Source organism: Rhodanobacter ginsengisoli, from assembly GCF_042657065.1.
GTDB lineage: Bacteria > Pseudomonadota > Gammaproteobacteria > Xanthomonadales > Rhodanobacteraceae > Rhodanobacter > Rhodanobacter ginsengisoli.
This window is the reverse complement of the sequence record NZ_JBHSNF010000001.1, coordinates 764,973-787,158: the sequence shown is the minus strand read 5'-3', so window position 1 is coordinate 787,158 and position 22,186 is coordinate 764,973. Positions and strand designations below refer to the sequence as shown.

The window sequence follows — 22,186 nt, the reverse complement described above, 5'->3', positions numbered from 1 at the left end:
TGCGCCGGCGCGCCATGTGCGAAAATCCGGCCTCTTCCTGACACTTCCCTGCATCCATGACCTCTTCGAAATACGACTTCCGCCAGTTCCAGGAAGAACTGGCCAGACTCGAGCGCAAGGTGGAAAAGCAGCCGCCGGCGGCCAAGCCGCTGGGCAAGAAAGCCGCCGCGGCCCAGCGCCTGGCGATGGCACGCGAGGAATTCCTCGGGCTGCGCAAGCGCCATGACCTGACCGTGGCGGACGTGGTGGCGTTCTTTCCCGAGGAAGAAGGCATCGCCTACCTGCAGGAGCTGATCGCGGCGGCCCAGGCGAAACCGCGGCGGACGCGCAAGACGTCCTAGGCCGGTTTTGCACCGACGCCCGAATCGCGCCGGCATGCACTGTCCACACCGCTTTCAGCAAGCACCGGCGTACCACCCACCTCGTTCGCGGCAGCTCCCATAGGCGTGCCTCGATGCGCAACTTGTGCGTTGTCGTGCCCGCGAGGGTTGCGCACACGCTGCCGCGCCGAGCTGGTCGGTAACGCGAGAGAAAAAAGCGCCGGGGCCAGCGCTGCGCGGGCGACAGGACAGCGCAAGATCAAGCCCTGACGCGTGCCTTTGCCTGGCGAGGTTTGGGTGCAGCCTTGGCTGTTTTCGCGATGGTGCTGCGCTTGACCTTGGCCTTGGCCGGCTTGACGACCATCCGCACGCCGAGGGCACCCATGATCTTCGAGATTGTTACGAAGCCCGGTTTCGCGCCGGGGCGCAGCGCCTTGTAGAGGCTTTCGCGGCCAAGACCGCTATCTTCAGCCACCTTGCTCATGCTCCGCGCGCGCGCAATGTCGTCGAGCGCGGATAGAAACAGGTCCGAATCGTTCTCTTCAATGACCTCGTTGAGATATGCGGCAATGGCTTCGTCACTGTCGAGATACTCGGCAGCATCGAACGCCGAGAATTTGGTGGACATGACACACTCCTTTCCTGGTATTACCTGTCTGGGCACTACGCTGGCGAAGAACTTGCGGCCAGTATCTTCTTTGCTCTTTCGATGTCCTTTTGCTGGCTCGACTTATCGCCGCCGCACAGCAACAGGTACAACGTCTTTCCTTTCCTGGCGACGTAGATCCGGTAGCCCGGACCGTAGTCGATACGCAGTTCGCTGATACCGTCGAAGTGCTTTGCGTCGCCAGGAGGCTGTCGGGCTTTGATGGTCGAGGCGAGAATTCGGCTGCGCGAAAACAGATTTTCGACGATTCGCCGACCCATAGTGGTTCTATGGGGCAAGAAGCGGCGGAAATATGGATCGCGCAGGCGGATTCGCAGACCGGCCGATCAGAGCCCGACAGCCTCCCTGATTGCCTTCGGCGAGCCGCTTGATGCGCACCAATACCTTGGCCTTCGCAGTCTGGTCCCTCAGACCTTTGAGCCACTCCCTGAATTCACCGGACTGCTGGACGGTGTTCACCCGATCATTGTATCCATATGGATACGAATGTCAAAACGGTTGTCGAACAGCCTCAGTGGGGCCGAGGCGCGCTCGGCGACGGCTCGGAAACTGATCCAGGACACACGGCGCACGCTTGGTCAGATCGGGGGCTTGACTCTTTCTAATATTTCCATAATTCTGGAAATATGAAATCAACTGACGCACTCGCCTGCCTCAACGCGCTGGCCCAGGAGCATCGCCTGAACCTGTTTCGCCTGCTGGTGCAGGCGGGCGAGGACGGCATGGCCGTGGGCGAACTGGCCGCGGCGACCGGACTGGCCGGGGCCACCCTGACCAACCACCTGCACATCCTGCGTCGCGCTGGCCTGGTCAGCGACGAGCGGCGCGGGCGGGTGATCCAGTGCCGCGCGAACTATCCGCAAATGAATACCCTGCTCGGCTTCCTCACCGAGAACTGTTGCGCGGGTTCGGCCACCGCCGACTGCGCGCCCGCCTCCACCTGCAAACCCGCCGGGAGATCCCGATGAAACGCTTCCATGTGCACCTGAACGTCGATCAGCTCGACAGCAGCATCCGCTTCTACACCACCCTGTTCGGCACGCCGCCCAGCGTGCTCAAGTCCGATTACGCGAAGTGGATGCTGGACGACCCGCGGATCAACTTCGCGATCTCGCAGCGCGGCCGCGCGGCCGGCGTGGATCACCTGGGCCTGCAGGTCGAGGACGATGCCGAGCTCGCCGCGATCGGTGCGCGGCTGCAGTCCGCCGATGCCGTGGCGCTGGCGGAAAAGGCAACCAACTGCTGCTACGCGCGTTCGGACAAGTTCTGGGCCGAGGATCCGCAAGGCGTGCGCTGGGAAAGCTTCCGCACGCTGGGCGAAGCGACCACCTATAACGACGCCACCGACGCCGCGACCACCGGCAAGGGCGGCGCCTGCTGCGGCCCGGCCGCCGCCACCGCGCCCGCCGCTGCCTGCGGCCCGAACGCCGCCACCGGCTGCTGCTGAGATCGCCATGTCGACCCGAATCTTCAACGTCCTGTTCCTGTGCACCGGCAACTCCGCCCGCAGCGTGATGGCCGAGGCGATGCTCAACGTGCTGGGCGAAGGCCGCTTCCATGCCTTCAGCGCCGGCAGTTTTCCCAGCGGCACGGTGCAGCCGATCGCGGCGGAGCTGGCACGCTCCATCGGCTACCAGGAGCCGCTGCGCAGCAAGAGCTGGGACGAGTTCGCCCGGCCCGACTCGCCGCCGATCGACATCGTGATCACGGTCTGCGACAACGCCGCCGGCGAGGTCTGCCCGATCTGGCCGGGCCATCCGGTGACCGCGCACTGGGGCATCCCCGACCCGGCCGCCGTCCAGGGCAGCGAGCAGGAACGCCGGCACGCGTTCCAGTCGGCGTGGATGATGCTGCGCCGACGCATCGACCTGCTGCTGGCGCTGCCGCTGGACAAGCTCGACCGGCTGGCCACCCAGCGCGAGCTGCGCGCGATCGGCGAAACGGAACGCGCGCATGAGCACTGAACCGGCCGCGCCCGCGCTGCCGCGCATCGCGTTCTTCGCCCGCTACCTGAGCGTCTGGGTCGCGCTGTGCATCGTCGCCGGCATCGCGCTCGGCCATCTGTTTCCCGCGGTGTTCGAGACGCTGGCGGCGGCCGAGCTGCAGCACATCAACCTGCCGGTGGCCGGGCTGGTGTGGCTGATGATCGTGCCGATGCTGCTGAAGGTCGACTTCGCCCAGCTGGCCGGCGTGCGCCGCCAGGTGCGCGGCATCGGCATCACCCTGCTGGTGAACTGGGCGATCAAGCCGTTCTCGATGGCGCTGCTGGGCTGGCTGTTCATCCGCCACGTGTTCGCTGCCTGGCTGCCGGCCGACCAGCACGACGCGTACATCGCCGGGCTGATCCTGCTGGCCGCCGCGCCGTGCACGGCGATGGTGTTCGTGTGGTCGCGGCTGTGCGGCGGCGAGCCGAATTTCACCCTGGCCCAGGTGGCGCTGAACGACACCATCATGGTGGTCGCGTTCGCGCCGATCGTGGCCCTGCTGCTGGGCGTGGCGTCGATCCACGTGCCCTGGGGCACGCTGCTGCTGTCGGTGCTGCTGTACATCGTGGTGCCGGTGATCATCGCGCAGCTGTGGCGCGGCTGGCTGCTGCGCCGACGCGGCCAGGCCGCGCTGGAAGCGACCCTGCACCGGCTCGATCCATGGTCGACCGCGGCGCTGCTGGCGACCCTGGTGCTGCTGTTCGGATTCCAGGGCGAGGCGATCCTGCGCCAGCCGCTGATCATCGCGCTGCTGGCGGTGCCGATCGTGATCCAGGTCTACCTCAACGCGGCCATCGCCTACGGCCTCAGCCGCTGGCTGAAGGTGCCGCATTGCGTGGCCGGTCCGGCCGCGCTGATCGGCGCCAGCAACTTCTTCGAGCTGGCGGTGGCGGCGGCGATCAGCATCTTCGGACTGCGCTCGGGCGCGGCGCTGGCCACGGTGGTGGGCGTGCTGGTGGAGGTACCGGTGATGCTGTCGGTGGTGTACATGGTCAACCGCACCGGCCACTGGTTCGAGCCGGAGCCTGCGTAAACGGCGGATACTGGGCCGCGACGACCCTGCCCGGTGGGCCACGGACCCGCCTCACTCCATGCAAGAGACCACCTTCAGACTCGCGCTGTTCCTCGCCCTGCTGGCCCTGCTCGGCCTCGCCGAATGGCGCTGGCCGCGGCACATCCAGCAGCCGCGCCGGCGGCAGCGCTGGTCGGTGAATCTCGGGCTGGGCCTGATCAACGCGCTGTGCCTGCGCCTGCTGCTGCCGTGGCTGGCGGTGGACGCCGCGCTGTGGGCGCAGGCGCATGATGTCGGCCTGCTGCATCAAGCACGCATGCCGGCCTGGTCGGCGGCGGTGCTCGGCTTCGTGGCGCTGGATCTGCTGATCTACGCGCAGCATCGGCTGATGCATCGGGTCGGCTGGCTGTGGCGGCTGCACCGGGTGCACCACACCGACCTCAGCCTCGATGTCAGTTCGGGCGTGCGCTTCCACCCGCTGGAGATCCTGCTGTCGATGGGGATCAAGATTGCCGCCGTGCTGCTGCTCGGCGTCGCGCCCATCGTGGTGGCGGCCTTCGAGATCGTGCTCAGCAGCTTCGCCCTGCTGACCCACGCCAACCTGGACCTGCCGCCCCCGCTCGAGCGCCGGCTGCGCTGGGTGTTCGTGACGCCGGACATGCACCGCATCCATCACTCGGTGCTGCGCGAGGAACACGACAGCAATTTCAGCTTCCATGTCTCGTGGTGGGATCGCCTGTTCGGCAGCTACCGCGCGGCGCCGCGGCAGCCGCAGCCGACCATGGCGCTGGGCCTGGAGGTATTTCGCGATGCCGCGGCCCAGCGCCTGCCCAGCCTGCTGCTGCAGCCGCTGCGCAAGAACCGCTGAGTCAGGCCGGCATCATCCGCGCGCCACGGACGGCTCGACCCGGCCGAGCGTCAGCCGCAGCCAGTCATGCAGGAATCGCTGCGCCGGCACGGGTTCGACCAGCGCCGCCAGCGCCTCGAGCAGCACCGGCAGATCGGCGGCGCTGTCCACATCGGTGAGCGTGGGCACCTGCGCCACGCCACCGTGCGGCGCCAGCCGCTCGCGCAATTCGGCGGCGGTCCGTGGCTGCGAATAGCGCACCGAGGTCCAGACCTCGCGCGGCATCGGTTGCCGCCCGCCGAACAGCCAGAAGCCGCCGTCGCTGGCTTCGCCCATCACGAACGGCGCGCCGTCGTCGCGCAGCGCGTCGACGGCCGCCTGCAGCAGCGAGGGCGTGAGCTGCGGCGCGTCGGCGCCGATCAGCAGCACCCGGCCATGCCGCGCCTGCAGCTGCGCATAGACGTTGTGCAGGCGCTCGCCGAGGTCGCCCTCGCCCTGAGGCAACGAGGCGAAACCCGACCAGATCGCGGCTGCGGCCGGATCGGCTTCGGCAATCGCCCAGTACGGCGTCAGCAGCGGTTGGCAACGGGCGGCCACCGCCGCGGTGGCGGCCGCGGCCAGCTGATGGAAACAGGTGGCGGCGGCCGACCCCAGGCTGGCGGCCAGACGCGTCTTCACCGGCGACAGCCCCGGCGTCTTGACGAAGATCGCCAGCGCCGCCGTCATGGCCGGGACCGGTGCGAGGCGCGCCAGGCCGGCCACGCCTGCAGCGCGGTGAGTCGCCAGTGCCGCAGCGTGGTGATCAGCCAGCCGTGCCGGGCATATTTGCGCGCGCTGGTTTCCAGCACAGCGGGAACGTGACGCAGCGGCAGCCCGGCCTGGCGCGCGGCCCACACCAGCAGGTGATCCTCGCCGCAAGCCAGCTGCTCGTCGAAACCGTGCAGCGCCTGGAAGCGATGCCGCGGCAGCAGCAAGCCCTGATCGCCGAACGGCAGGCCCAGCCAGCGTGCACGCCAGTTCGCGCCGGCGGCGTTCAGTGCCGTCCAGCGCGGGCCGTCGTCGCGAAACGCCAGCGTGAACCAGCCCAGCGCCTCCTCACCGCGGGCGATGAAGCGCTGCAAGGCGGGCACGGTTTCGCGGCGCAGGCGCGAGTCGGCGTGCAGGAACCACAGCCACTCGCCGCGGGCCACGCTGGCGCCCAGGTTCTGCTGGCGGGCGCGACCGGCAGGACTGCGACAGACGCGATAGTCGAGCGGCGACGGCCAGCCTTCCGGCGTCGGCCGCGGCGTGTCGTCCGCCGCCACCAGGATGACCTCGCTGCCCGCGGGCAGCCCGGCCAGCTGCCGCACGAGTTCCGCCCACTCGGTTTCAGCGGGCGCCAGCGGCACGATCACCGACAAGCCACGCTGCGTCCGCCCGCTCGCCACGTCGTCCACCGTGCTCAGCAGCAAGCCGCCGCCGCGCCCGGCGCCGCGACTGCCGGCGCGCAGTCGAACAGGCCATGGTGCCGGCGCTTGTCGCCGTCGATGCGGAAATGGGCCGCGTAACGGCTGCCGGCCAGCATGTCGGCGGTGTTGCCGCAGACCAGCATCGGCCGGTCGCGCTCGAACAGATGGTGATCGTCCAGCGCGAAGCGATGCGGATGCTCGGGCACGCCGCCGAGGTAGGTCGCGACCTGGCCGTAATCCTCGCAGCGGTCCTCCAGCGGCAGCTTGAATGCACGCCAGGTGATCGACTCGAAGCGGGCAAAGCCGATCTTCCGCTCGATCGCCGCATCGGTCAGCTCGATCGGGCTGCGTGCGCACACCCGCGCATCGGCGACGCCGAGCTCGTCCATCAGCCGGCGAAAATCCTCCACGTACAGCGCGCCGGCCAGGCACTCGCCCAGCAACACCGGATCGGCCAGCAGTTCGCGCGGCAGGCGGCGATCGCTGAACACATCGGAGAAATACAGCTCGCCGCCGGGCTTGAGCACACGCATGATCTCGGCGAACGCGCGGCGTTTGTCCGGCACCAGGTTCAGCACGCAGTTGGACACCACCACGTCGACCGATGCATCGGCGATGCCGAGCGCGGCCAGATCGGCCAGGTCGCCCAGATGGAAGCTGACATTGGATCGCGCGTGGCCGAACGTCTGCGCATGAAACTCGCGATGGCGCGTGGCCACGTCGAGCTGCTGCGCGGTCATGTCCACGCCGATCACCCGGCCGCTCTCGCCGACCAGGCTCGACAGCAGGTAGGCATCGCGACCGCTGCCGCAGCCGAGGTCGAGCACGGTGCTGCCGTGCAGCGCCGGCGGCAGCGGCGAGCCGCAGCCATAGAAGCGGTCGCGCACTTCCGGATGCAGCCGGGCCAGGATCGCGCGCAGGTATTCGGGCATCGCGTCGATGCTGCAGCAGGCGGTGGTGCGCAGGTCGCCGCTCGATTGCAGGGTTTCGCCGTAGTAGCTGCGCACGGCCGACTGCTGGGCCTCGGCGCTCGTTGCCGTGTCGTGTTCCATGTTCATGCCAGTGCGCCTCCACAGGAGCTGCCCGCGCCGGCGGTGCAGCCATAGCAATGATCGGCGAACGCGATCGGTTCGCGCTCGATGTCGGTGAGCGATGCGATATCCCACAGGCTGCGTCGGTGGCCGCCCAGCGGCAACTCCAGCGCCTGGTTGAAATCGCAGTCGTACAGCTGGCCGCGCCAGTCCACCGAGAGCAGGTTGCGGCACATCACGCCCAGCGCCGCCTGCGGATTGAACGCGTCGAGCAGGGTCTGCATGTAGCTGTCGTAGCGATCCTCGCGCTCGAGCAGATGCAGGAAGCGCTTGATCGGCATGTTGGTGATGGTGAACAGGCGGTTGAACACGATGCCGAAGTGCTCGGCCAGCTCGCGCCGGTAGGTCGCCTCCAGCGCCAGCTGCGACGGCGGCAGCGTGGCGCCCAGCGGGTTGTAGACCAGGTCCAGTTCCAGCCCCGAGTCCGCCTGGCCGTAGCCGAGCGCGTTGAGCTGGTGCAGCGCACGCAGACTGGGATCGAACACATGCTGGCCGCGCTGCTGCTCGACGTTGGCCTTGGTGTAGCACGGCAGCGAAGCGACCACCTTGACACCCTGCGCCGCGAGGAAATCGGCGGTGTCTTCCTGGCCGGGGCGGAACAGCACGGTGAGGTTGCAGCGGTCGATCACGGTCTTGCCCAGCGCGCGTGCGCCGCGCACCAGGGTGCGGAAATGCGGGTTCATCTCCGGCGCGCCGCCGGTGAGGTCCACGGTATGGATGGCCGGCGCGCCGGCCAGCAACGCGAGCAGGCGTTCGACCGTGGCCGCCTGCATGATCTCGGTGCGCTTGGGCCCCGCTTCCACATGGCAGTGCTGGCAGGCCAGGTCGCACAGCTTGCCCACGTTGACCTGCAGGATCTCCAGCGGCATGCGCGGCAAAGCCAGCCCGTGCGAGCGCAGGGTTCGCGCAAACGATGGTCGTGCAGGGGCGATGACGGCGTTCACTTGAAATACTCCTGCCCGGTCGGGCCACGTCCGGTCGCGATGGTCATGGCGTGCTCACCGACGCCGCCATGCGTGATAGCGCGCCAGCCAGCCCAGCACGCGCTCGGGAGCATGCGCCTTCTTCCATTGACCGGCAGCGTACTTGTTCGCCTCGGCCCAGGTCGGATACGCATGGATGGTTCCGAGGATCTTGTTCAGGCCCAGCCCGTGGCGCATCGCCAGCACGAACTCGGCCAGCGTCTCGCCGGCGTGCTGGCCGACGATCGTGACACCGAGGATACGATCCTTGCCAGGCGCCGTCAGCACCTTCACGAAGCCGCTTGCGAGGTCCTCGGTGATCGCACGATCCAGCTCGTCCAGCCCGTAGCGGGTCACCTCATGCGCGATGCCCTGTTCGGTCGCCTCGCGTTCGTTGAGGCCGACCCGCGCCACCTCGGGATCGACGAAGGTGACCGCGGGGATCACCGAATAGTCCGCGCGAAAGCGCCGGAACTGGCCGAACAGCGCGTTGACCGACGCATACCAGGCCTGATGCGCCGCGGTATGGGTGAACTGGTACGGGCCGGCGACGTCGCCGCAGGCGTAGATGTTCGGGTACAGCGTGGCCAGGTACGCGTCCGTTTCCACCGTGCGCGCGGCCGGGATGCCCAGCTCCTCCAGGCCGAAGCCGGCAGTGCGCGGCTTGCGTCCCACCGCCACCAGCAAGCGGTCGAACGGCAGCCGCACCCGCCCGCCGGCCGCCTCGCACACCAGCACCGGCTGGTCGCCATCGCGCTCCACCGCCACCGCCTTGTGCCCGCAGCGCACGTCCACGCCGTCGGCCGCGAGCCGGGCCTGCACGAAAGCCGACACCTCGTCGTCCTCGCGCAGCAGCATTCGCTCGAAGGCCTCGACCTGGGTCACCTGCGAACCGAGCCGGGCAAATGCCTGCGCCAGTTCGCAGCCGATCGGTCCGCCACCCATCACCAGCAGCCGCGGCGGCAGTTCGCGCAGTTGCCACAAGTTGTCCGACGTCAGGTAGTCCACCTCGCCGATGCCGGCGATCGGCGGCACGAAGGGTTCCGCGCCCGAGGCAATCACGATCGCCCGGGTGGAGATCGGCTTGCCGTCGAGCTCGACGATCCACGGCGAGACGATGCGCGCGTGGCCTTGCTGCACGTCGACGCCAAGCCCGCGGTAGCGCGCCACCGAGTCGTGCGGCGCCACGGTCTCGACCGCCTGCTGCACCTGTTCCATCACCGCGCGGAAATCCACCCGCACCTCGCCCACCTGCACCCCGGCACGAGCGGCACCACGCGCCTGCGCCGCCAGCCGCGCCGCATGGATCAGCGCCTTCGACGGCACGCAGCCGGTGTTGAGGCAATCGCCGCCCATCGCCTGTTTTTCGATGAGGGTGACTTTCGCGCGCACGGTCGCCGCGATGTAGGCGCTGACCAGGCCGGCCGAGCCGGCACCGATCACCACCAAGTTGCGATCGAAGCGTTTCGGCCTGGGCCAGCGCGCATACACCCGCCGCGCCTTGACCCGCGCCACGATCCAGCGCGCCAGCAACGGAAACACGCCGAGCAGGGCAAACGAACCGAGCACCTTCGGCGAGGCGATGCCGGACAGCGAGTGCAGGCTGGCCAGCTGCGTGCCGGCGTTCACGTAGACCACCGTCGCGGCGAGCATGCCGACCTGGCTGACCCAGTAGAACGTGCGCACCGGCAACTTCGTCAGTCCCATCACCAGGTTGACCACGAAGAACGGGAACAGCGGCACCAGCCGCAGGCTGAACAGGTACAGCGCACCCTCGCGCCGCATGCCTTCGTTGATCGTCTCCAGTCGCTTGCCGAAGCGCTTCTGCACCGCCTCGCCAAGCACGAAGCGGCTGGCCAGGAACGCCAGGGTGGCACCGATGCTGGAGGCGAACGAGACCAGCACAGTACCTTCGAGCAGGCCGAACACGGCACCCGCGGCGAGGGTCAGCAGGGTGGCCGCCGGCAGCGACAGCGCGGCGAAGGCCACGTAGACCAGGAAGAATCCGGCGGCCAGCAGACCCGGGTGCGCCTGGCGATAAGCGTCCAGGTCATGCTGGCGCGCCTTCAGTGCCTCCAGGCTGAACTGGTGCTGCAGGCCCAGCGCAAAAAAGGCCAGCACCGCACCGAGCAGGGCGACGACCACCAGCCAGCGGATCAGCGTGAGCTTTTTCATGCGTTGAACGACCCGGGCGACATGGCAGTGCGCAGCATACCGATCCGACGCATGCACCACGACATCCCGGCGCATCGACCGCCCGAACGGCATGCCGCCCGGCAGCGGTCGAATCGTCGCGCGCGCCGCCGGCAGCGCCCACTGCGTCGATATTCCGGTTCGCGCGGCACGGAATCATCTCGCATCGATCACCTCGGCTTCGAACAGCATGGGCGGGCTTCGCCGCGGCGAAGCCCATGCCACTACGTTCGCCGGCTGGAGGCTGCCGGTTACCTGCAGGATGCGGCGCCGCCCGCAGGCTGGCGCTCATCCAGCGAGCGTGCCCGCTGCCGTCATGCCGCCGCGGACAGGCCCGCAGGGAGCCCGGATCGGCCGATCCCCGGCAGCCGAAAACTCCAAAACGGTCGCGGCAAATCGTGCGGCGGAACGGCAAGACTCGACGGCAAAGCAGATGGAACGCACCAAACGCCTAAAATTTCGCTACATTGTGCGGGCCGCGAGGCCTCCGAGCCCTGAAAAGCCGGAGTTTCCCATTACCGAGATCAAATACATGGCTACCAAAACCACTGCCAAGAAAGCCCCTGCAAAAGCTGCCAAGAAAGCTCCCGCCGTCAAGGCGGTCGCATCGGTCAAGCCGCTGGGCGAAGCACTGTCGAAGTCCGGCCTGATCGCGCACATCGTCGCGTCCGCCAATGTCGAGGCGAAAGCCGTCAAGGCCGTGCTTGCCGGTCTCGAGGCAGCCGTGCTCGCTTCGGTACACAAGAAGGGCGTGGGCCAGTTCACCCTGCCCGGCCTGTTCAAGATCAACGCCGTCAAGGTTCCGGCCAAGCCGAAGCGCAAGGGCAAGAACCCCTTCACCGGTGAAGAGCAGACCTTTGCCGCGAAGCCGGCGACCGTCAAGGTCAAGGTGCGTCCGCTGAAGAAGCTGAAAGACGCCGCCGTCTGATCCTGCGCCAGACGCCTGTCCGTCGAACGACACGGACAGGCGTCTGGCGGTTTTTCCGGAATTCCCTGCTCGCCGCATTCCGCAGCGAAGCTTTCGCAAAACCCCTCCGGCCACGGCCTTCGCCGTTACGCCAGTTCGGAACTCCGCTGCTGCGATGACAACGGCTGCGACGCGTCGATCCCGTCGATTGCCGCCGGCTCGGTCAGCACGGCCACGTTGAGCCAGTCCGAAACGATCGCCGCCACGTCCGCCGCGCTGATGTCGCTGGTCTCGATCGCTGCATTGGCCGGTCCGTAGGGACCGTATTTCTTCGAACAGGTGACCGAGAACAGGCCGAGCGTCGGCGTGCCGCTGGCCGTGGCCAGATGCATCACGCCGCAGTCGGCACTGATGAAGCCGTCCATGTTCGCGATCACCGCGGCGAGCCGACGCAGGTCGCGCGTGTAGTAGGAGTCGAAGTTGCCGCCCAGTTGCGTGCGTCCGTGCTCCGCCACCACGTCGACGATCAGCAGATCCGGCTGCCGCAGCAGCAAGGCAGTCATGAACCGGGTCCACCATTCCTCGCCATAGCGCTTGGCGCCCGTGGCGTTGGCGAATATGCCGATCACCGGTCGCGTGGCCGCATGCCGATGCGATGCATGGAAGACCGCATCGAGAGCCTGCCCCGCCTGCTGCCTTTCGGCCTCCGACAAGCGCAGGTTGAGTGGAATGCAGTCGCGCTCGACTTTCCCCGCATAGGCCTCCCGCAGCAGGAATACGCTGCGCTGTCCCAGATGGTCCGGACACGACCAGCCCTGCCAGGCCGATCCCGCGGGCGTGCTGGCATCCGGGAATCCCAGCTTGAAGCGGGCCTTGACGATGGCCAGCAGCAAACGGCCCGACTGCGAGCCGTTGCAGGCATCGATCGCCAGATCATAGGAGTCGCGGCGCAGTTGCCGCAGCAGCACGATGGTCGACCACAGGTGGCGCGCCACCTTTCGCGGCAGGCTGAATACCCGGCGCACCTGGAAGCGGTCGGCGAACAGGCTTTGCGCCGCGTCGCCGCCACTGACCAGATCGATCTCGGCACCCGGATACAGCGCTTCGACCTCGGCCAGCAACGAGCTGATCAGCACCGCATTGCCGAGCCGGTGGTTCGGGCGGCATATCAGCACCCGGTGGATGCCGCGCGCTGGCAGCTGTCCGGGCTCGCACAGCGTTTTCGCCACCGCGCCGAACAGACGTCCAAAACAGAAATTCACCGCCCGATGCCGCAGGGGATCCCAGCGTCGCGCCCTGCGCGGGGTGGTCGTGGCGGGAATCGGCGCTGGTGCGCCGTGCGGCAGCCCGGTGGTTTCATTCATTGCGGCATGCCGAGAGCGAGGAAAATCCGAAGTCCACGATAGGCTTGCATGCTTAGATCACCCTTAAGCCCGGATCGCAGGAAATCGCGCCGCCCGGCCACCCACCCGAACGGCAGGCGGCGTTCTCACCCGGATGCTGCAGACGCGAGAAATTGCGCCCGGACCGATCCGGGAAAAACCTTCAGGAGGAAACGGGCGGCAGCGCCTCGCGCCAGGCATCGACATGCCCGCGCGCACGGACCGCGATCGACTAACGCGAGGCTTGCCCTGCGCTCCCGTGCACAGACCCGCAGCGCGGGCCGGCCATACCCTTCATGAACGAACACCGCGAGGCGGTCGCCCCATTCACCCTCTGTTTGCGTCGGCCGTTCAAGACTCGGGCTTCACGCAAGCAACGAGGCACGGCCCATGAAGAACAGGATCGCAACGCTGACTTTCGCGCTGGCGGCAGGCGCGCTCTCACTTGGAACCTGCGGCATCGCGATGGCGCAACAGGCGAAGACGCAGCCGCAGGTGCAAAGCGAGCTCACCGCGCAGGGCTATACCCGGGTGCACGATCTGGAATTCAAGGACGGCATGTGGCGCGCGAAGGCGAAGAGCGCCGACGGCAAGCACGTGAAGCTTCGCATCGACGCCAGCACCGGCCAGGTCTATCCGGACGAGCAGGTGTCGCACTTGAGCAAGAGCGATATCGAGGCGGCGCTGGAAACCCAGGGCTATACGCACGTCCACGACGTCGATTTCGATGACGGCATGTGGAAGGCCAAGGCGAAGAACGCGGCGGGCAATCGCGTCAAGCTCAAGGTCGATGCCACCAGCGGCAAGGTGATCGGTATCGAGTGATACCGGCGGGACGGAAGGAGGTCCCGGCGCATGCCGCGGCATGTGCCGGGACCGCGCGCATGGATCATCACGGGAATGTTCACTAGTATCGGGTGTCCACTTCCCCCGACAGGTGACTGCCCGTGAAGCGATTGCTCCTCTCTGTTCTCGTCATGTCCGCGTGCTCAGGCGCGCTGGCTTCGACTGCACCGACCTTCAGTACCCGGCGGCTGTCCGCCGAGGTCAAGATGCTTTCCTCGGACGCCTTCGCCGGCCGCGGTCCGGCCACGCCGGCCGAAACCAAGACCATCGACTACGTGGTGGCGCAGATGAAGGCCGCCGGCCTGCAGCCCGGTGGCGACCTCAAGAACGGCAAGCGGGCGTGGACCCAGGCGGTGCCGCTGCTGCGCACCCAGATCATCGGCAAGCCGCAACTCATGCTGACCCTGGGCGACCAGCACGAGTCGCTCGACCAGGGCAAGCAGATCGCGGTGCGCGCGCCGATGGACGGTTCCACCTCGGTGGCGATCGAGAATGCCCCGCTGGTCTTCGTCGGTTACGGCGTCAACGCGCCGGAGCGCCACTGGGACGATTTCAAGGGCGTCGACCTGCACGGCAAGATCGCCGTGGTGCTGGTCAACGACCCGGACTTCGAGACCGGCAAGGGCGACTTCGGCGGCAAGGCGATGACCTACTACGGTCGCTGGACCTACAAGTACGAGGAGGCCGCTCGCCAGGGCGCACTCGGCCTGCTGGTGATCCACGAGACCGCGCCGGCATCCTACGGCTGGGCCACGGTGAAGAACTCCAACACCAACACCATGTTCGACATCGTGCGCGACAAGCCGTCCGCCGTGCACCCGCAACTGGAAGGCTGGATCCAGCGCGACCTGGCGGTGCAGATGTTCAAGCATGCCGGACTGGATTTCGACACCCTGAAGAAGCAGGCGCAGACCCGCGCGTTCAAGCCGGTGACCCTGCAGGGCGAGAGCCTGTCGGCCAGCTTCAAGGTCGACAAGAGCGTGATCACCTCGCACAACATCGTCGGTCGCGTCGAAGGCAGCAAGCATCCGGACGAAACGGTGATCTACAGCGCGCACTGGGATCACCTGGGCGTCGGCCAGCCCGATGCCAGCGGCGACCGCATCTACAACGGCGCCGTCGACAACGCGACCGGCACCGCATCCCTGATCGAGATCGGCCGCGCGTTTGCCCATGCACCGCGGCCCGAGCGTTCGGTGGTCTTCCTCAACGTCACGGCCGAGGAGAAGGGCCTGCTCGGCTCCGAGTACTACGCCGCCAATCCGCTGTATCCACTGGCCACGACCGTCGGCGTGATCAACATGGATGCGCTCGATCCGCACGGTCCCGCGCGCAACTTCAGCATCTCGGGAAGCGCCCGGCTCGGCCTGCTCGACGATCTGATTGCGGACGCGAAGACATTCGGCATGGTCTACTCGCCCGACCCGAAGCCGGAAGCCGGTCACTTCTTCCGCTCCGATCATTTCTCGTTCGCCAAGCGCGGCGTGCCGGCGCTTTCGTTCGAGTCGGGCAATGACTGGGTAGACGGCGGCGTCAAGGCCGGCAAGGCAGCCGGAGACGAATACGTCGCCAGGCACTATCACCAGCCGTCCGACCAGTGGCAGGCCAGCTGGCCGTTCACCGGCATGGCGCGCGACCTGCAGGTGCTCTACACGGTGGGCAGCCAGCTGGCGAACTCGGATCAGTGGCCGGACTGGAGCAAGGACTCCGAATTCCGCGCCACCCGCGATGCCACGGCGGCCGAACGCAAGTAGGCCTGCCCCAAGCCTCGGCTGAAACCAGGACGCCGCCCCGGATTAACGGGGCGGCGTCTTTCGTTCCATGGTGCCAATGCGGGCTTGCCCGCGTGAATCAATCGAGCCGGGCGAACCACGCGCCGTAGCCGGGCAGGTGCAGGCAGCTGCCTTCCAGCCGGGCCTGCAACAGGCCATGGCCTTCGATCACGGTCGGCTTTCCCGGCGCCTGCGGCAGATCGAATTCGATGTCGGCATCGGCCAGATTGAACACGACCAGCAGGGTCTCGCCATCGAGCCGGCGGGTGAACGCCAGCACCGGCTCGGGCGTGTCGAGGAAACGGATTTCGCCCCAGCGCAACGCGGGCTGCGAGCGGCGCCAGTGCATGAACGTGCGGAAGCCGTTCAGCACCGATTGCGGGTCAGCGTCCTGGTGGGTGACGGCCAGCGCGCGATGTTCGTGCGGTACCGGCAACCACGGCCTGCCCTGGCTGAAGCCGGCATAGGCGTCGTCGTCGTTCCACGGCATCGGCGTGCGGCAACCGTCGCGGCCCTTGAACTGCGGCCAGAACGCGATGCCATAGGGATCCTGCAGCGATTCGTAGGGCACCTCGGCCTCGGTCAGGCCGAGTTCCTCGCCCTGGTACACGCATACCGAGCCGCGCAACGAACAGACCATCGCCGTGAGCAGGTTGGCCAGCGGCGTCGAGGAGTGACCCTTGCCCCAGCGTGTCAGCACGCGTTCGACGTCGTGGTTGGAGATCGCCCAGCACGGCCAGCCTTCGGTCAGCTGCGCCTCGAGTGCCTGCACCGTGCCGCGGATGTGCGCGGCACTGAAGTCGTCGGTCAGCAGCTCGAAGCTGTAGCCCATGTGCAGGCGACCGTTGCGGGTGTATTCGGCCATCGTCGCCAGCGAATCCTCCGAGGAGATTTCGCCCAGCGCGGCCACGTCCGGATAGCGATCCATCAGCGCGCGCAAGTCGCCCAGGAAGGCCAGGTTCTCCGGCTGCGTATTGTTGTAGTAGTGGTACTGGAACGCGTACGGATTGTCCGGGCTGAAGCCGCGCCCGACCCGCTTGTCCTTCGGCTTGGGCGGGTTGTCGCGCAGCTGCCGGTCGTGGAAGCAGAAGTTGATCGCGTCCAGCCGGAACCCGTCCACGCCCCGATCCAGCCAGAAGCGCACGCTGTCCAGGATCGCCGTGCGTACCTCGGCATGATGGAAATTCAGATCCGGCTGCGAGGCAAGGAAGTTGTGCAGGTAGTACTGCCCGCGGCGCGGCTCCCATTGCCACGCCGACCCGCCGAACAGCGACAGCCAGTTGTTCGGCGGCGTGCCGTCCTCTTTCGCGTCGGCCCACACGTACCAGTCGGCGTGGGGGTTGTCGCGGCTCTGCCGGCTCTCTCGGAACCAGGCGTGCTCGACCGAGGTGTGACTGAGTACCTGGTCGATCATCACCTTCAGGCCGAGGCCATGCGCCTTGGCCAGCAGGCGATCGAAATCCTCCAGCGTGCCGAACAGCGGATCGACATCCCGGTAGTCGGCGATGTCGTAACCGAAATCGGCCATCGGCGAACGAAAGAACGGCGCGATCCAGATCGCGTCCACGCCCAGGCTGGCCACGTAATCGAGTCGCTCGACGATACCCGGCAGGTCACCCACCCCGTTGCCGTCGGTATCCAGGAAGCTGCGTGGGTAGATCTGGTAGGTGACGGCTCCGCGCCACCAGCTTGAATCGGTCATGCCGCGAAACCCCTGCCTTAAGCAAAATGCGCCTTCCGGATCACTAGATTGGCGAACGGCGCCAGCTTAGCCGCAGGTTCCTGCTGGCTCGCATGGCTCTGCATACGTATTCATGTCTGCTGCAACCGCATAATCCAGCCCACCCTGGGCAGTTGCGCGATGTGCGACGGAGCCCGGCAAGCACGCCTTCAAGCGAGCATACACAAGGTCTCGACGATGGCGACCAGGTATCCGCCGGCCATCCGGATGACCGATGTTGCACCGCGATCAGGTGGCAACCGGGCCAATCATGAATACGTATGCAGGTATGGGCGCGACACGGAAACACAGCCTTAACATCGCCACACGCCGCTGGTCATGCTCGACCAGCGCAACCTGCCGACGGTCGTCGCCGACGAAAGTGCAGGCAAGCCAGAGTTGAAAGAAAACGGCGATACCTTCGTGGGGAGACGAGAACATGCTTTTGAAACGCAACCTGATGGCTCTGGCTTTGATGTCGGCCGGTTTGTGCTGTACCGCTGTCGTGAACGCAACGCCCGCCACTCCCGCCGCTCCCGCCGCTCCGGCGACCGGCACTCCGCAAAGCAGCCAGGATCAGGCTTCGTCACAGGCGCCCGCTGACACCACCAAGTCGAGGAAGGCCAAGAAGTCGACCTCGATGCAGGCTGTCGTGGTCCACGGCTTCATCAGCAGTATCGAGAACTCCACCGCGATCAAGCGCAACTCCGACAGCATTGTCGAAGCGGTATCTTCCGAGCAGATCGGCAAACTGCCCGGCACCAGCATTGCCGACTCGCTGGGTCGCCTGCCCGGCCTGGCCGTGCAGACGGTCAGCGGCCGCCCGCAGGTACTCACCATTCATGGTCTGGGCCCGGACTTCTCCACCGCACTGGTCAACGGCGGCCAGCAGGTATCGACCTCCAACAACCGTGACGTGCAGTTCGATCAGTACCCCTCCAGCTGGTTCAACGCCGTCGTGGTGCACCTGAGCCCGCAGGCCGATCTCATCGGCCAGGGCCTGGCCGGCACGGTGGACATGCAGACGATCCGTCCGCTCGAGAAGAACAAGCCGGAAGCGGCGGTGAACGCCCGCTACATCTGGAACGGCAACTCCCAGCTCGCCAATGGCCCGGGCGTCAGCGACAAGGGCTACAACGTCAACGGTGTGTGGGTGGACCAGTTCGCCGACCACACGGTAGGCGTCACGCTGGGCGTGGACCTGGAGTCCAACCCGGCACAGATCGAGCATCAGGCGCCATGGGGCTACCCGTCCGACCCGAACGGCAACGCGGTGGTCGGCGGCGCGAAGAACTACGGCATTTCCGACACGATGAAGCGCAGGGGTCTGCTCGCCACCGTCCAGTGGGAGCCGAATGAGCACTACACCGGTACGATCGACATGACGTACGACAACTTCAAGGAAGTCCAGCAGGCCAAGGGCATGGAGTTCCCGCTGCTCTGGAGCTCGGCCACGCTGCAGCCCGGCGGCACCGTGCAGAACGGCCTGATCACCAGCGGCACCTACACCAACGTGTCGCCGGTCATCCGCAACGACTACAACAGCACCAGCGCCCGGGTCTACAACTTCAACTGGGACAACAAGTTCAAGATCGACGAGAACTGGTCGGTCGACCTGGTGGGCAACTACTCGCGCGCCACGCGTCACGACGTCAACCTCGAGAGCTATTCCGGCAGCGGCTACAACAAGAGCGGTCCGCTCGACACGCTGAACTTCACCGAGCAGAGCAATGGTCTGCTGTACGTCAACAACTCCGTCGACTACGGCTCCGGCACGGTACTGACGGATCCGCAGGGCTGGGGCTCGGGCAACAACGTGGTGCAGACCGGCTTCATCAACGCGCCGCGCACGGTCGACTACCTGGCCAACCTCAAGCTCAGCGCCGAGCGTGATTTCATGAGCGGCCCGTTCTCCAGCCTGGAGTTCGGTGTCGCGGAAAGCACCCGCAACAAGACCTACAACATCGACCAGAACTTCCTCACCCTCGGCGGCGGCATGCTGGACCAGGGTGCCGTCCAGTCGGCGCCCTATACCGGTGGCACCTGCTCGCCGCTGGCCTGGATGGGCGTCGGCGCCCAGCCCTGCTACGACCCGTTCGCAATGATCCGCAACGGCACCTACACCGAGATCCCGGTGTTCATGTCGAGCCTGCCGCTGCCGCCGAACTGGAAGGTGCACGAGCGTGACACGACGCCTTACTTCCAGTTCAACCTGGACACACAGGTCGGCAATGTCACTCTGCGCGGCAACTTCGGCATGCAGGTAGCTCGCACCCACCAGACCTCGACCGGTGAGCGCGTAGCCCCGGGCAGCTCCGTCACGGGCGGCCAGACCCAGCTGATACCGGTCACCGGCGGCACCACCTACACCCGCTACCTGCCGAGCGCCAACCTGATCTTCGGCCTGACCCCCAACGACGACATCCGCGTCAGCGCGGCCCGCACCATGGCCCGCCCGCGCATGGATCAGATGAACGCGAGCCAGTCGATCAGCGGCGACACCACCCACCTGACCTCGACCGACCCGAATCAGGCGTTCTTCAGCTCCAACGGCGGCAATGCCAAGCTGAAGCCGACGATGGCGGACAACTACAACGTCAGTTACGAGCACTACTTCGCGAACGACGCCTCGGGCTACCAGTGCAACGCGGCCGATGCCAAGCAGTCGGATCTGTGCCGGGGCGGCGGCGGTGGCTACATCGCGGTGTCGGGCTACTTCCTGAAGCTGAGCGACTTCATCAACGCGAACTCGGCCTACCTGTATGACTTCGCCGCGTTCGTCCCGTCCTACCTGACTCCGGCGCAGCAGGCGCAGCTCGGCACCACCATGGGCATCGTCAGCGGCCCGACCAACGACGGCCACGGCTACGTGAAGGGCGCCCAGCTGACCCTGAACCTGCCCGCCAACCTGATCAGCCCGGCGCTCGACGGCTTCGGCGTGATCCTGACCGGCAATCGCACCAAGAGCTCGCTGGTCTACGCCGGCAACAGCAACCCGATCACCGTGCCGGGTCTGTCGAAGTGGGTGGCGAACGGCACGCTGTACTACCAGCACAGCGGTTTCGAAGCGCGTGTGAGCGACAGCTACCGTTCCAGCTTCCTGGGCGAGGTGTCGGGCATCAGTGCCTCGCGCATCGAGCAGACCCTGAAAGGTGGCAGCAGCTTCGACGCGCAGGTCAGCTACACCTTCGACCAGGGTCCGCTGAACGGCCTGACGGTCATCGCGCAGGGCTCCAACCTGACCAACAAGACCTTCGTCACCTACCAGAACAACGATCCGCGCCAGGTGCAGAACTGGGAGAGCTACGGCCGCCGCTTCGAGATCGGAGTCTCCTACAAGTTCCTGTAAGCCACATAGCCATACCCTCTGCCAGCCCCGTTGAGTTCATCCAACGGGGCTTTTTTTTGACAAGGCCGTGGCGAACCGCTAGTTAACGGCTTTCATGTATTCCAGGCATACGCATGCAGGCAAATCCCATCCAACGCGTGGTCATCGTCGGCGGCGGCACCGCCGGCTGGATGACCGCCGCCCTGCTCGCCCGCGCGCTCGGGTCGCAGGTGAAGATCCAGCTGGTCGAGTCGGACGAGATCGGTATCGTCGGGGTCGGCGAGGCCACCATTCCCTCGATCCGCCTGATCAACCAGTTCCTTGGCCTGGACGAAGACGACCTGCTGCGCGCCACCCACGGCACCTTCAAGCTCGGCATCGAATTCAACGACTGGCGTCGGCTGGGCGATTCGTACATGCACGCCTTCGGCGACATCGGCCTGCCACTGGGGCTGATCGGTTTTCACCATTACTGCTTGCGGGATATGCATGAACGCACGAATGCCGCGAGCGCAGGAGCGGCTGACAGCAAGCGTGCCGGCGCGCCGGACCTGTGGACCTATTCGCTCAACGCGACGGCGGCGCGCCAGCATCGCTTCGGCCGCATGGAGCGTGTCGGCAGCAGCCCGCTGACCGGCATCAAGTACGCCTACCAGCTCGACGCCATCGCTTACGGCCAGTACCTGCGCCGCCACATCGACCCGGCCATCGTCCAGCGCATCGAGGGCAGGATCGTCGACGTGCAGCTGCGCGCCGACGACGGCTTCATCGAATCGGTGCAGCTGGCCAGCGGAGAACGCGTGGCGGGCGACCTGTTCATCGACTGCTCGGGCTTTCGCGGCCTGCTGATCGAGGGCGCGCTGAAAACCGGCTACGACGACTGGACACAGTGGCTGCCGTGCGACCGTGCACTGGCGGTGGCCAGCGAGCGGGTGGGGCCGATGCGCCCATACACCCAGGCCAGCGCGCGCACCGCGGGCTGGCAATGGCGCATCCCGCTGCAGCATCGCAGCGGCAACGGCCACGTCTACTGCAGCCGGTTCGTCAGCGACGACGAGGCCACCGCCCAGCTGCTGGCCAACCTCGAAGGGGCTCCCTTGGCCGACCCGCGGCCATTGCGCTTCACCACCGGCATGCGCCGGCAGTCATGGAATCGCAACTGCGTGGCGCTGGGGTTGTCGGCCGGCTTCATGGAGCCGCTGGAGTCCACCAGCATCCATCTGATCCAGTCTGGCGTGAACCGGCTGCTGGCGCTGTTTCCCGACCGCCATTGCGATGTCGCCCTCAGCACCGAATACAACCGCCAGACGCGCTTCGAGTACGAGCGCATCCGCGACTTCCTGATCCTGCACTACAAGGCCACCGAACGCGACGACAGTCCGTTCTGGCGGCAATGCGCGCAGATGGAGATTCCCGAATCGCTGGCGCGGCGGATCGCGCTGTTCCGCGGCAATGGCAGCATCTTCCGCGAAGCCGACGAGCTGTTCACCGAGGTCGGCTGGCTGCAGGTGCTGCTCGGCCAGGGCATCGAGCCGCAGCGCCATCACCCACTCGCCGACGCACTCGACCAGGACCAGCTCGACGAATTCCTGGGCAATATCCGCACTCTGGTCGGCCGCGCCGCGGGCACCCTGCCACCACACGAACGCTTCGTCGCCGAACACTGCAGGGCACCGGACGCACCAGCCGGGGCCTGACGCCCACCC

General features: G+C 66.7%; 20 protein-coding genes and 1 pseudogene. 12 read left to right on the top strand and 9 right to left on the bottom strand.

Features of this window, described 5'->3' with window-relative positions:
* Positions 1 to 56 precede the first annotated feature (56 nt).
* Positions 57 to 341 (top strand): 2-hydroxyacyl-CoA dehydratase, encoded by a 285-nt coding sequence (locus ACFPPA_RS03295; RefSeq protein WP_377317246.1) that lies wholly within the window; start codon positions 57 to 59, stop codon positions 339 to 341.
* A gap of 328 nt (positions 342 to 669) precedes the next feature.
* On the opposite strand, the pseudogene ACFPPA_RS03290 reads toward ACFPPA_RS03295, so the two are convergent.
* Together ACFPPA_RS03290 and ACFPPA_RS03285 are read right to left on the bottom strand one after the other, a co-directional pair.
* A pseudogene (locus tag ACFPPA_RS03290) lies at positions 670 to 948 on the bottom strand (addiction module antidote protein); the annotation flags it as partial.
* Positions 949 to 983: 35 nt separating this feature from the next.
* Entirely contained in the window at positions 984 to 1,247 is a 264-nt protein-coding gene (locus ACFPPA_RS03285; RefSeq protein ID WP_377317244.1) for a type II toxin-antitoxin system RelE/ParE family toxin, read from the bottom strand.
* A 366-nt stretch (positions 1,248 to 1,613) separates the two neighbouring features.
* Here ACFPPA_RS03285 and ACFPPA_RS03280 point away from each other — a divergent pair, with 366 nt between their 5' ends.
* From ACFPPA_RS03280 to ACFPPA_RS03260, 5 genes are read left to right on the top strand one after another with little or no spacing between them, the layout of a single operon-like run.
* The gene (locus tag ACFPPA_RS03280; protein ID WP_377317242.1) at positions 1,614 to 1,955 is read left to right on the top strand and encodes an ArsR/SmtB family transcription factor; all 342 of its coding nucleotides are present in this window, start codon (positions 1,614 to 1,616) and stop codon (positions 1,953 to 1,955) included.
* Positions 1,952 to 2,434 (top strand): ArsI/CadI family heavy metal resistance metalloenzyme, encoded by a 483-nt coding sequence (locus ACFPPA_RS03275; RefSeq protein ID WP_377317240.1) that lies wholly within the window; start codon positions 1,952 to 1,954, stop codon positions 2,432 to 2,434. The genes ACFPPA_RS03280 and ACFPPA_RS03275 overlap by 4 nt, the downstream gene beginning before the upstream one ends.
* A gap of 7 nt (positions 2,435 to 2,441) precedes the next feature.
* Entirely contained in the window at positions 2,442 to 2,951 is a 510-nt protein-coding gene (locus ACFPPA_RS03270) for an arsenate reductase ArsC (RefSeq protein ID WP_377317238.1), read from the top strand.
* Complete coding sequence (gene arsB, locus ACFPPA_RS03265; protein ID WP_377317236.1) at positions 2,941 to 4,005, top strand: ACR3 family arsenite efflux transporter; 1,065 nt, start codon at positions 2,941 to 2,943, stop codon at positions 4,003 to 4,005. The genes ACFPPA_RS03270 and arsB overlap by 11 nt, the downstream gene beginning before the upstream one ends.
* A gap of 58 nt (positions 4,006 to 4,063) precedes the next feature.
* Positions 4,064 to 4,852: a sterol desaturase family protein gene (locus ACFPPA_RS03260; protein ID WP_377317234.1), complete on the top strand. Its 789-nt coding sequence runs from the start codon at positions 4,064 to 4,066 to the stop codon at positions 4,850 to 4,852.
* A gap of 12 nt (positions 4,853 to 4,864) precedes the next feature.
* On the opposite strand, the gene ACFPPA_RS03255 is transcribed toward ACFPPA_RS03260, so the two are convergent.
* From ACFPPA_RS03255 to ACFPPA_RS03235, 5 genes are read right to left on the bottom strand one after another with little or no spacing between them, the layout of a single operon-like run.
* Positions 4,865 to 5,557, bottom strand: a complete 693-nt coding sequence (locus ACFPPA_RS03255) for a TIGR04282 family arsenosugar biosynthesis glycosyltransferase (RefSeq protein ID WP_377317232.1) — start codon at positions 5,555 to 5,557, stop codon at positions 4,865 to 4,867.
* Positions 5,554 to 6,282: a TIGR04283 family arsenosugar biosynthesis glycosyltransferase gene (locus ACFPPA_RS03250; protein ID WP_377317230.1), complete on the bottom strand. Its 729-nt coding sequence runs from the start codon at positions 6,280 to 6,282 to the stop codon at positions 5,554 to 5,556. Before ACFPPA_RS03250 ends, ACFPPA_RS03255 begins: the two co-directional genes overlap by 4 nt.
* Positions 6,273 to 7,337 (bottom strand): methyltransferase domain-containing protein, encoded by a 1,065-nt coding sequence (locus ACFPPA_RS03245; protein WP_377317228.1) that lies wholly within the window; start codon positions 7,335 to 7,337, stop codon positions 6,273 to 6,275. Before ACFPPA_RS03245 ends, ACFPPA_RS03250 begins: the two co-directional genes overlap by 10 nt.
* Positions 7,334 to 8,314 (bottom strand): arsenosugar biosynthesis radical SAM (seleno)protein ArsS, encoded by a 981-nt coding sequence (gene arsS / locus ACFPPA_RS03240; protein WP_377317226.1) that lies wholly within the window; start codon positions 8,312 to 8,314, stop codon positions 7,334 to 7,336. Before arsS ends, ACFPPA_RS03245 begins: the two co-directional genes overlap by 4 nt.
* Before the next feature lie 54 nt (positions 8,315 to 8,368).
* Positions 8,369 to 10,507 carry an FAD-dependent oxidoreductase gene (locus ACFPPA_RS03235; protein WP_377317224.1) on the bottom strand — a complete coding sequence of 713 codons (2,139 nt, stop codon included), beginning with the start codon at positions 10,505 to 10,507 and terminating at the stop codon, positions 8,369 to 8,371.
* 550 nt (positions 10,508 to 11,057) lie between these two features.
* On the opposite strand from ACFPPA_RS03235, the gene ACFPPA_RS03230 reads away from it, so the two are divergent.
* Entirely contained in the window at positions 11,058 to 11,453 is a 396-nt protein-coding gene (locus ACFPPA_RS03230) for an HU family DNA-binding protein (RefSeq protein WP_377319433.1), read from the top strand.
* Positions 11,454 to 11,578: 125 nt separating this feature from the next.
* Here the strand turns inward: ACFPPA_RS03230 and ACFPPA_RS03225 are convergent, their stop codons facing one another.
* A complete protein-coding gene (locus tag ACFPPA_RS03225) occupies positions 11,579 to 12,796 on the bottom strand; it encodes a glycosyltransferase family 9 protein (protein ID WP_377317222.1) in 1,218 nt (405 codons plus the stop codon).
* 408 nt (positions 12,797 to 13,204) lie between these two features.
* Here ACFPPA_RS03225 and ACFPPA_RS03220 point away from each other — a divergent pair, with 408 nt between their 5' ends.
* Both ACFPPA_RS03220 and ACFPPA_RS03215 read left to right on the top strand, forming a co-directional pair.
* Complete coding sequence (locus tag ACFPPA_RS03220) at positions 13,205 to 13,639, top strand: PepSY domain-containing protein (protein ID WP_377317220.1); 435 nt, start codon at positions 13,205 to 13,207, stop codon at positions 13,637 to 13,639.
* 122 nt (positions 13,640 to 13,761) lie between these two features.
* Positions 13,762 to 15,414, top strand: a complete 1,653-nt coding sequence (locus tag ACFPPA_RS03215; RefSeq protein ID WP_377317218.1) for a M28 family metallopeptidase — start codon at positions 13,762 to 13,764, stop codon at positions 15,412 to 15,414.
* Positions 15,415 to 15,511: 97 nt separating this feature from the next.
* On the opposite strand, the gene ACFPPA_RS03210 is transcribed toward ACFPPA_RS03215, so the two are convergent.
* Positions 15,512 to 17,134, bottom strand: coding sequence for an alpha-glucosidase family protein (locus tag ACFPPA_RS03210; protein ID WP_377317216.1), 1,623 nt, complete (start codon positions 17,132 to 17,134; stop codon positions 15,512 to 15,514).
* A 357-nt stretch (positions 17,135 to 17,491) separates the two neighbouring features.
* Here ACFPPA_RS03210 and ACFPPA_RS03205 point away from each other — a divergent pair, with 357 nt between their 5' ends.
* The 3 genes from ACFPPA_RS03205 to ACFPPA_RS03195 all read left to right on the top strand — a co-directional run bounded on the left by ACFPPA_RS03205 (position 17,492) and on the right by ACFPPA_RS03195 (position 22,177).
* Positions 17,492 to 17,755 (top strand): hypothetical protein, encoded by a 264-nt coding sequence (locus ACFPPA_RS03205; RefSeq protein ID WP_377317214.1) that lies wholly within the window; start codon positions 17,492 to 17,494, stop codon positions 17,753 to 17,755.
* Between the two features lie 37 nt (positions 17,756 to 17,792).
* The gene (locus tag ACFPPA_RS03200; RefSeq protein WP_377317212.1) at positions 17,793 to 20,501 is read left to right on the top strand and encodes a TonB-dependent receptor; all 2,709 of its coding nucleotides are present in this window, start codon (positions 17,793 to 17,795) and stop codon (positions 20,499 to 20,501) included.
* A 113-nt stretch (positions 20,502 to 20,614) separates the two neighbouring features.
* A complete protein-coding gene (locus ACFPPA_RS03195) occupies positions 20,615 to 22,177 on the top strand; it encodes a tryptophan halogenase family protein (protein WP_377317210.1) in 1,563 nt (520 codons plus the stop codon).
* The last annotated feature ends 9 nt before the right edge of the window (positions 22,178 to 22,186 follow it).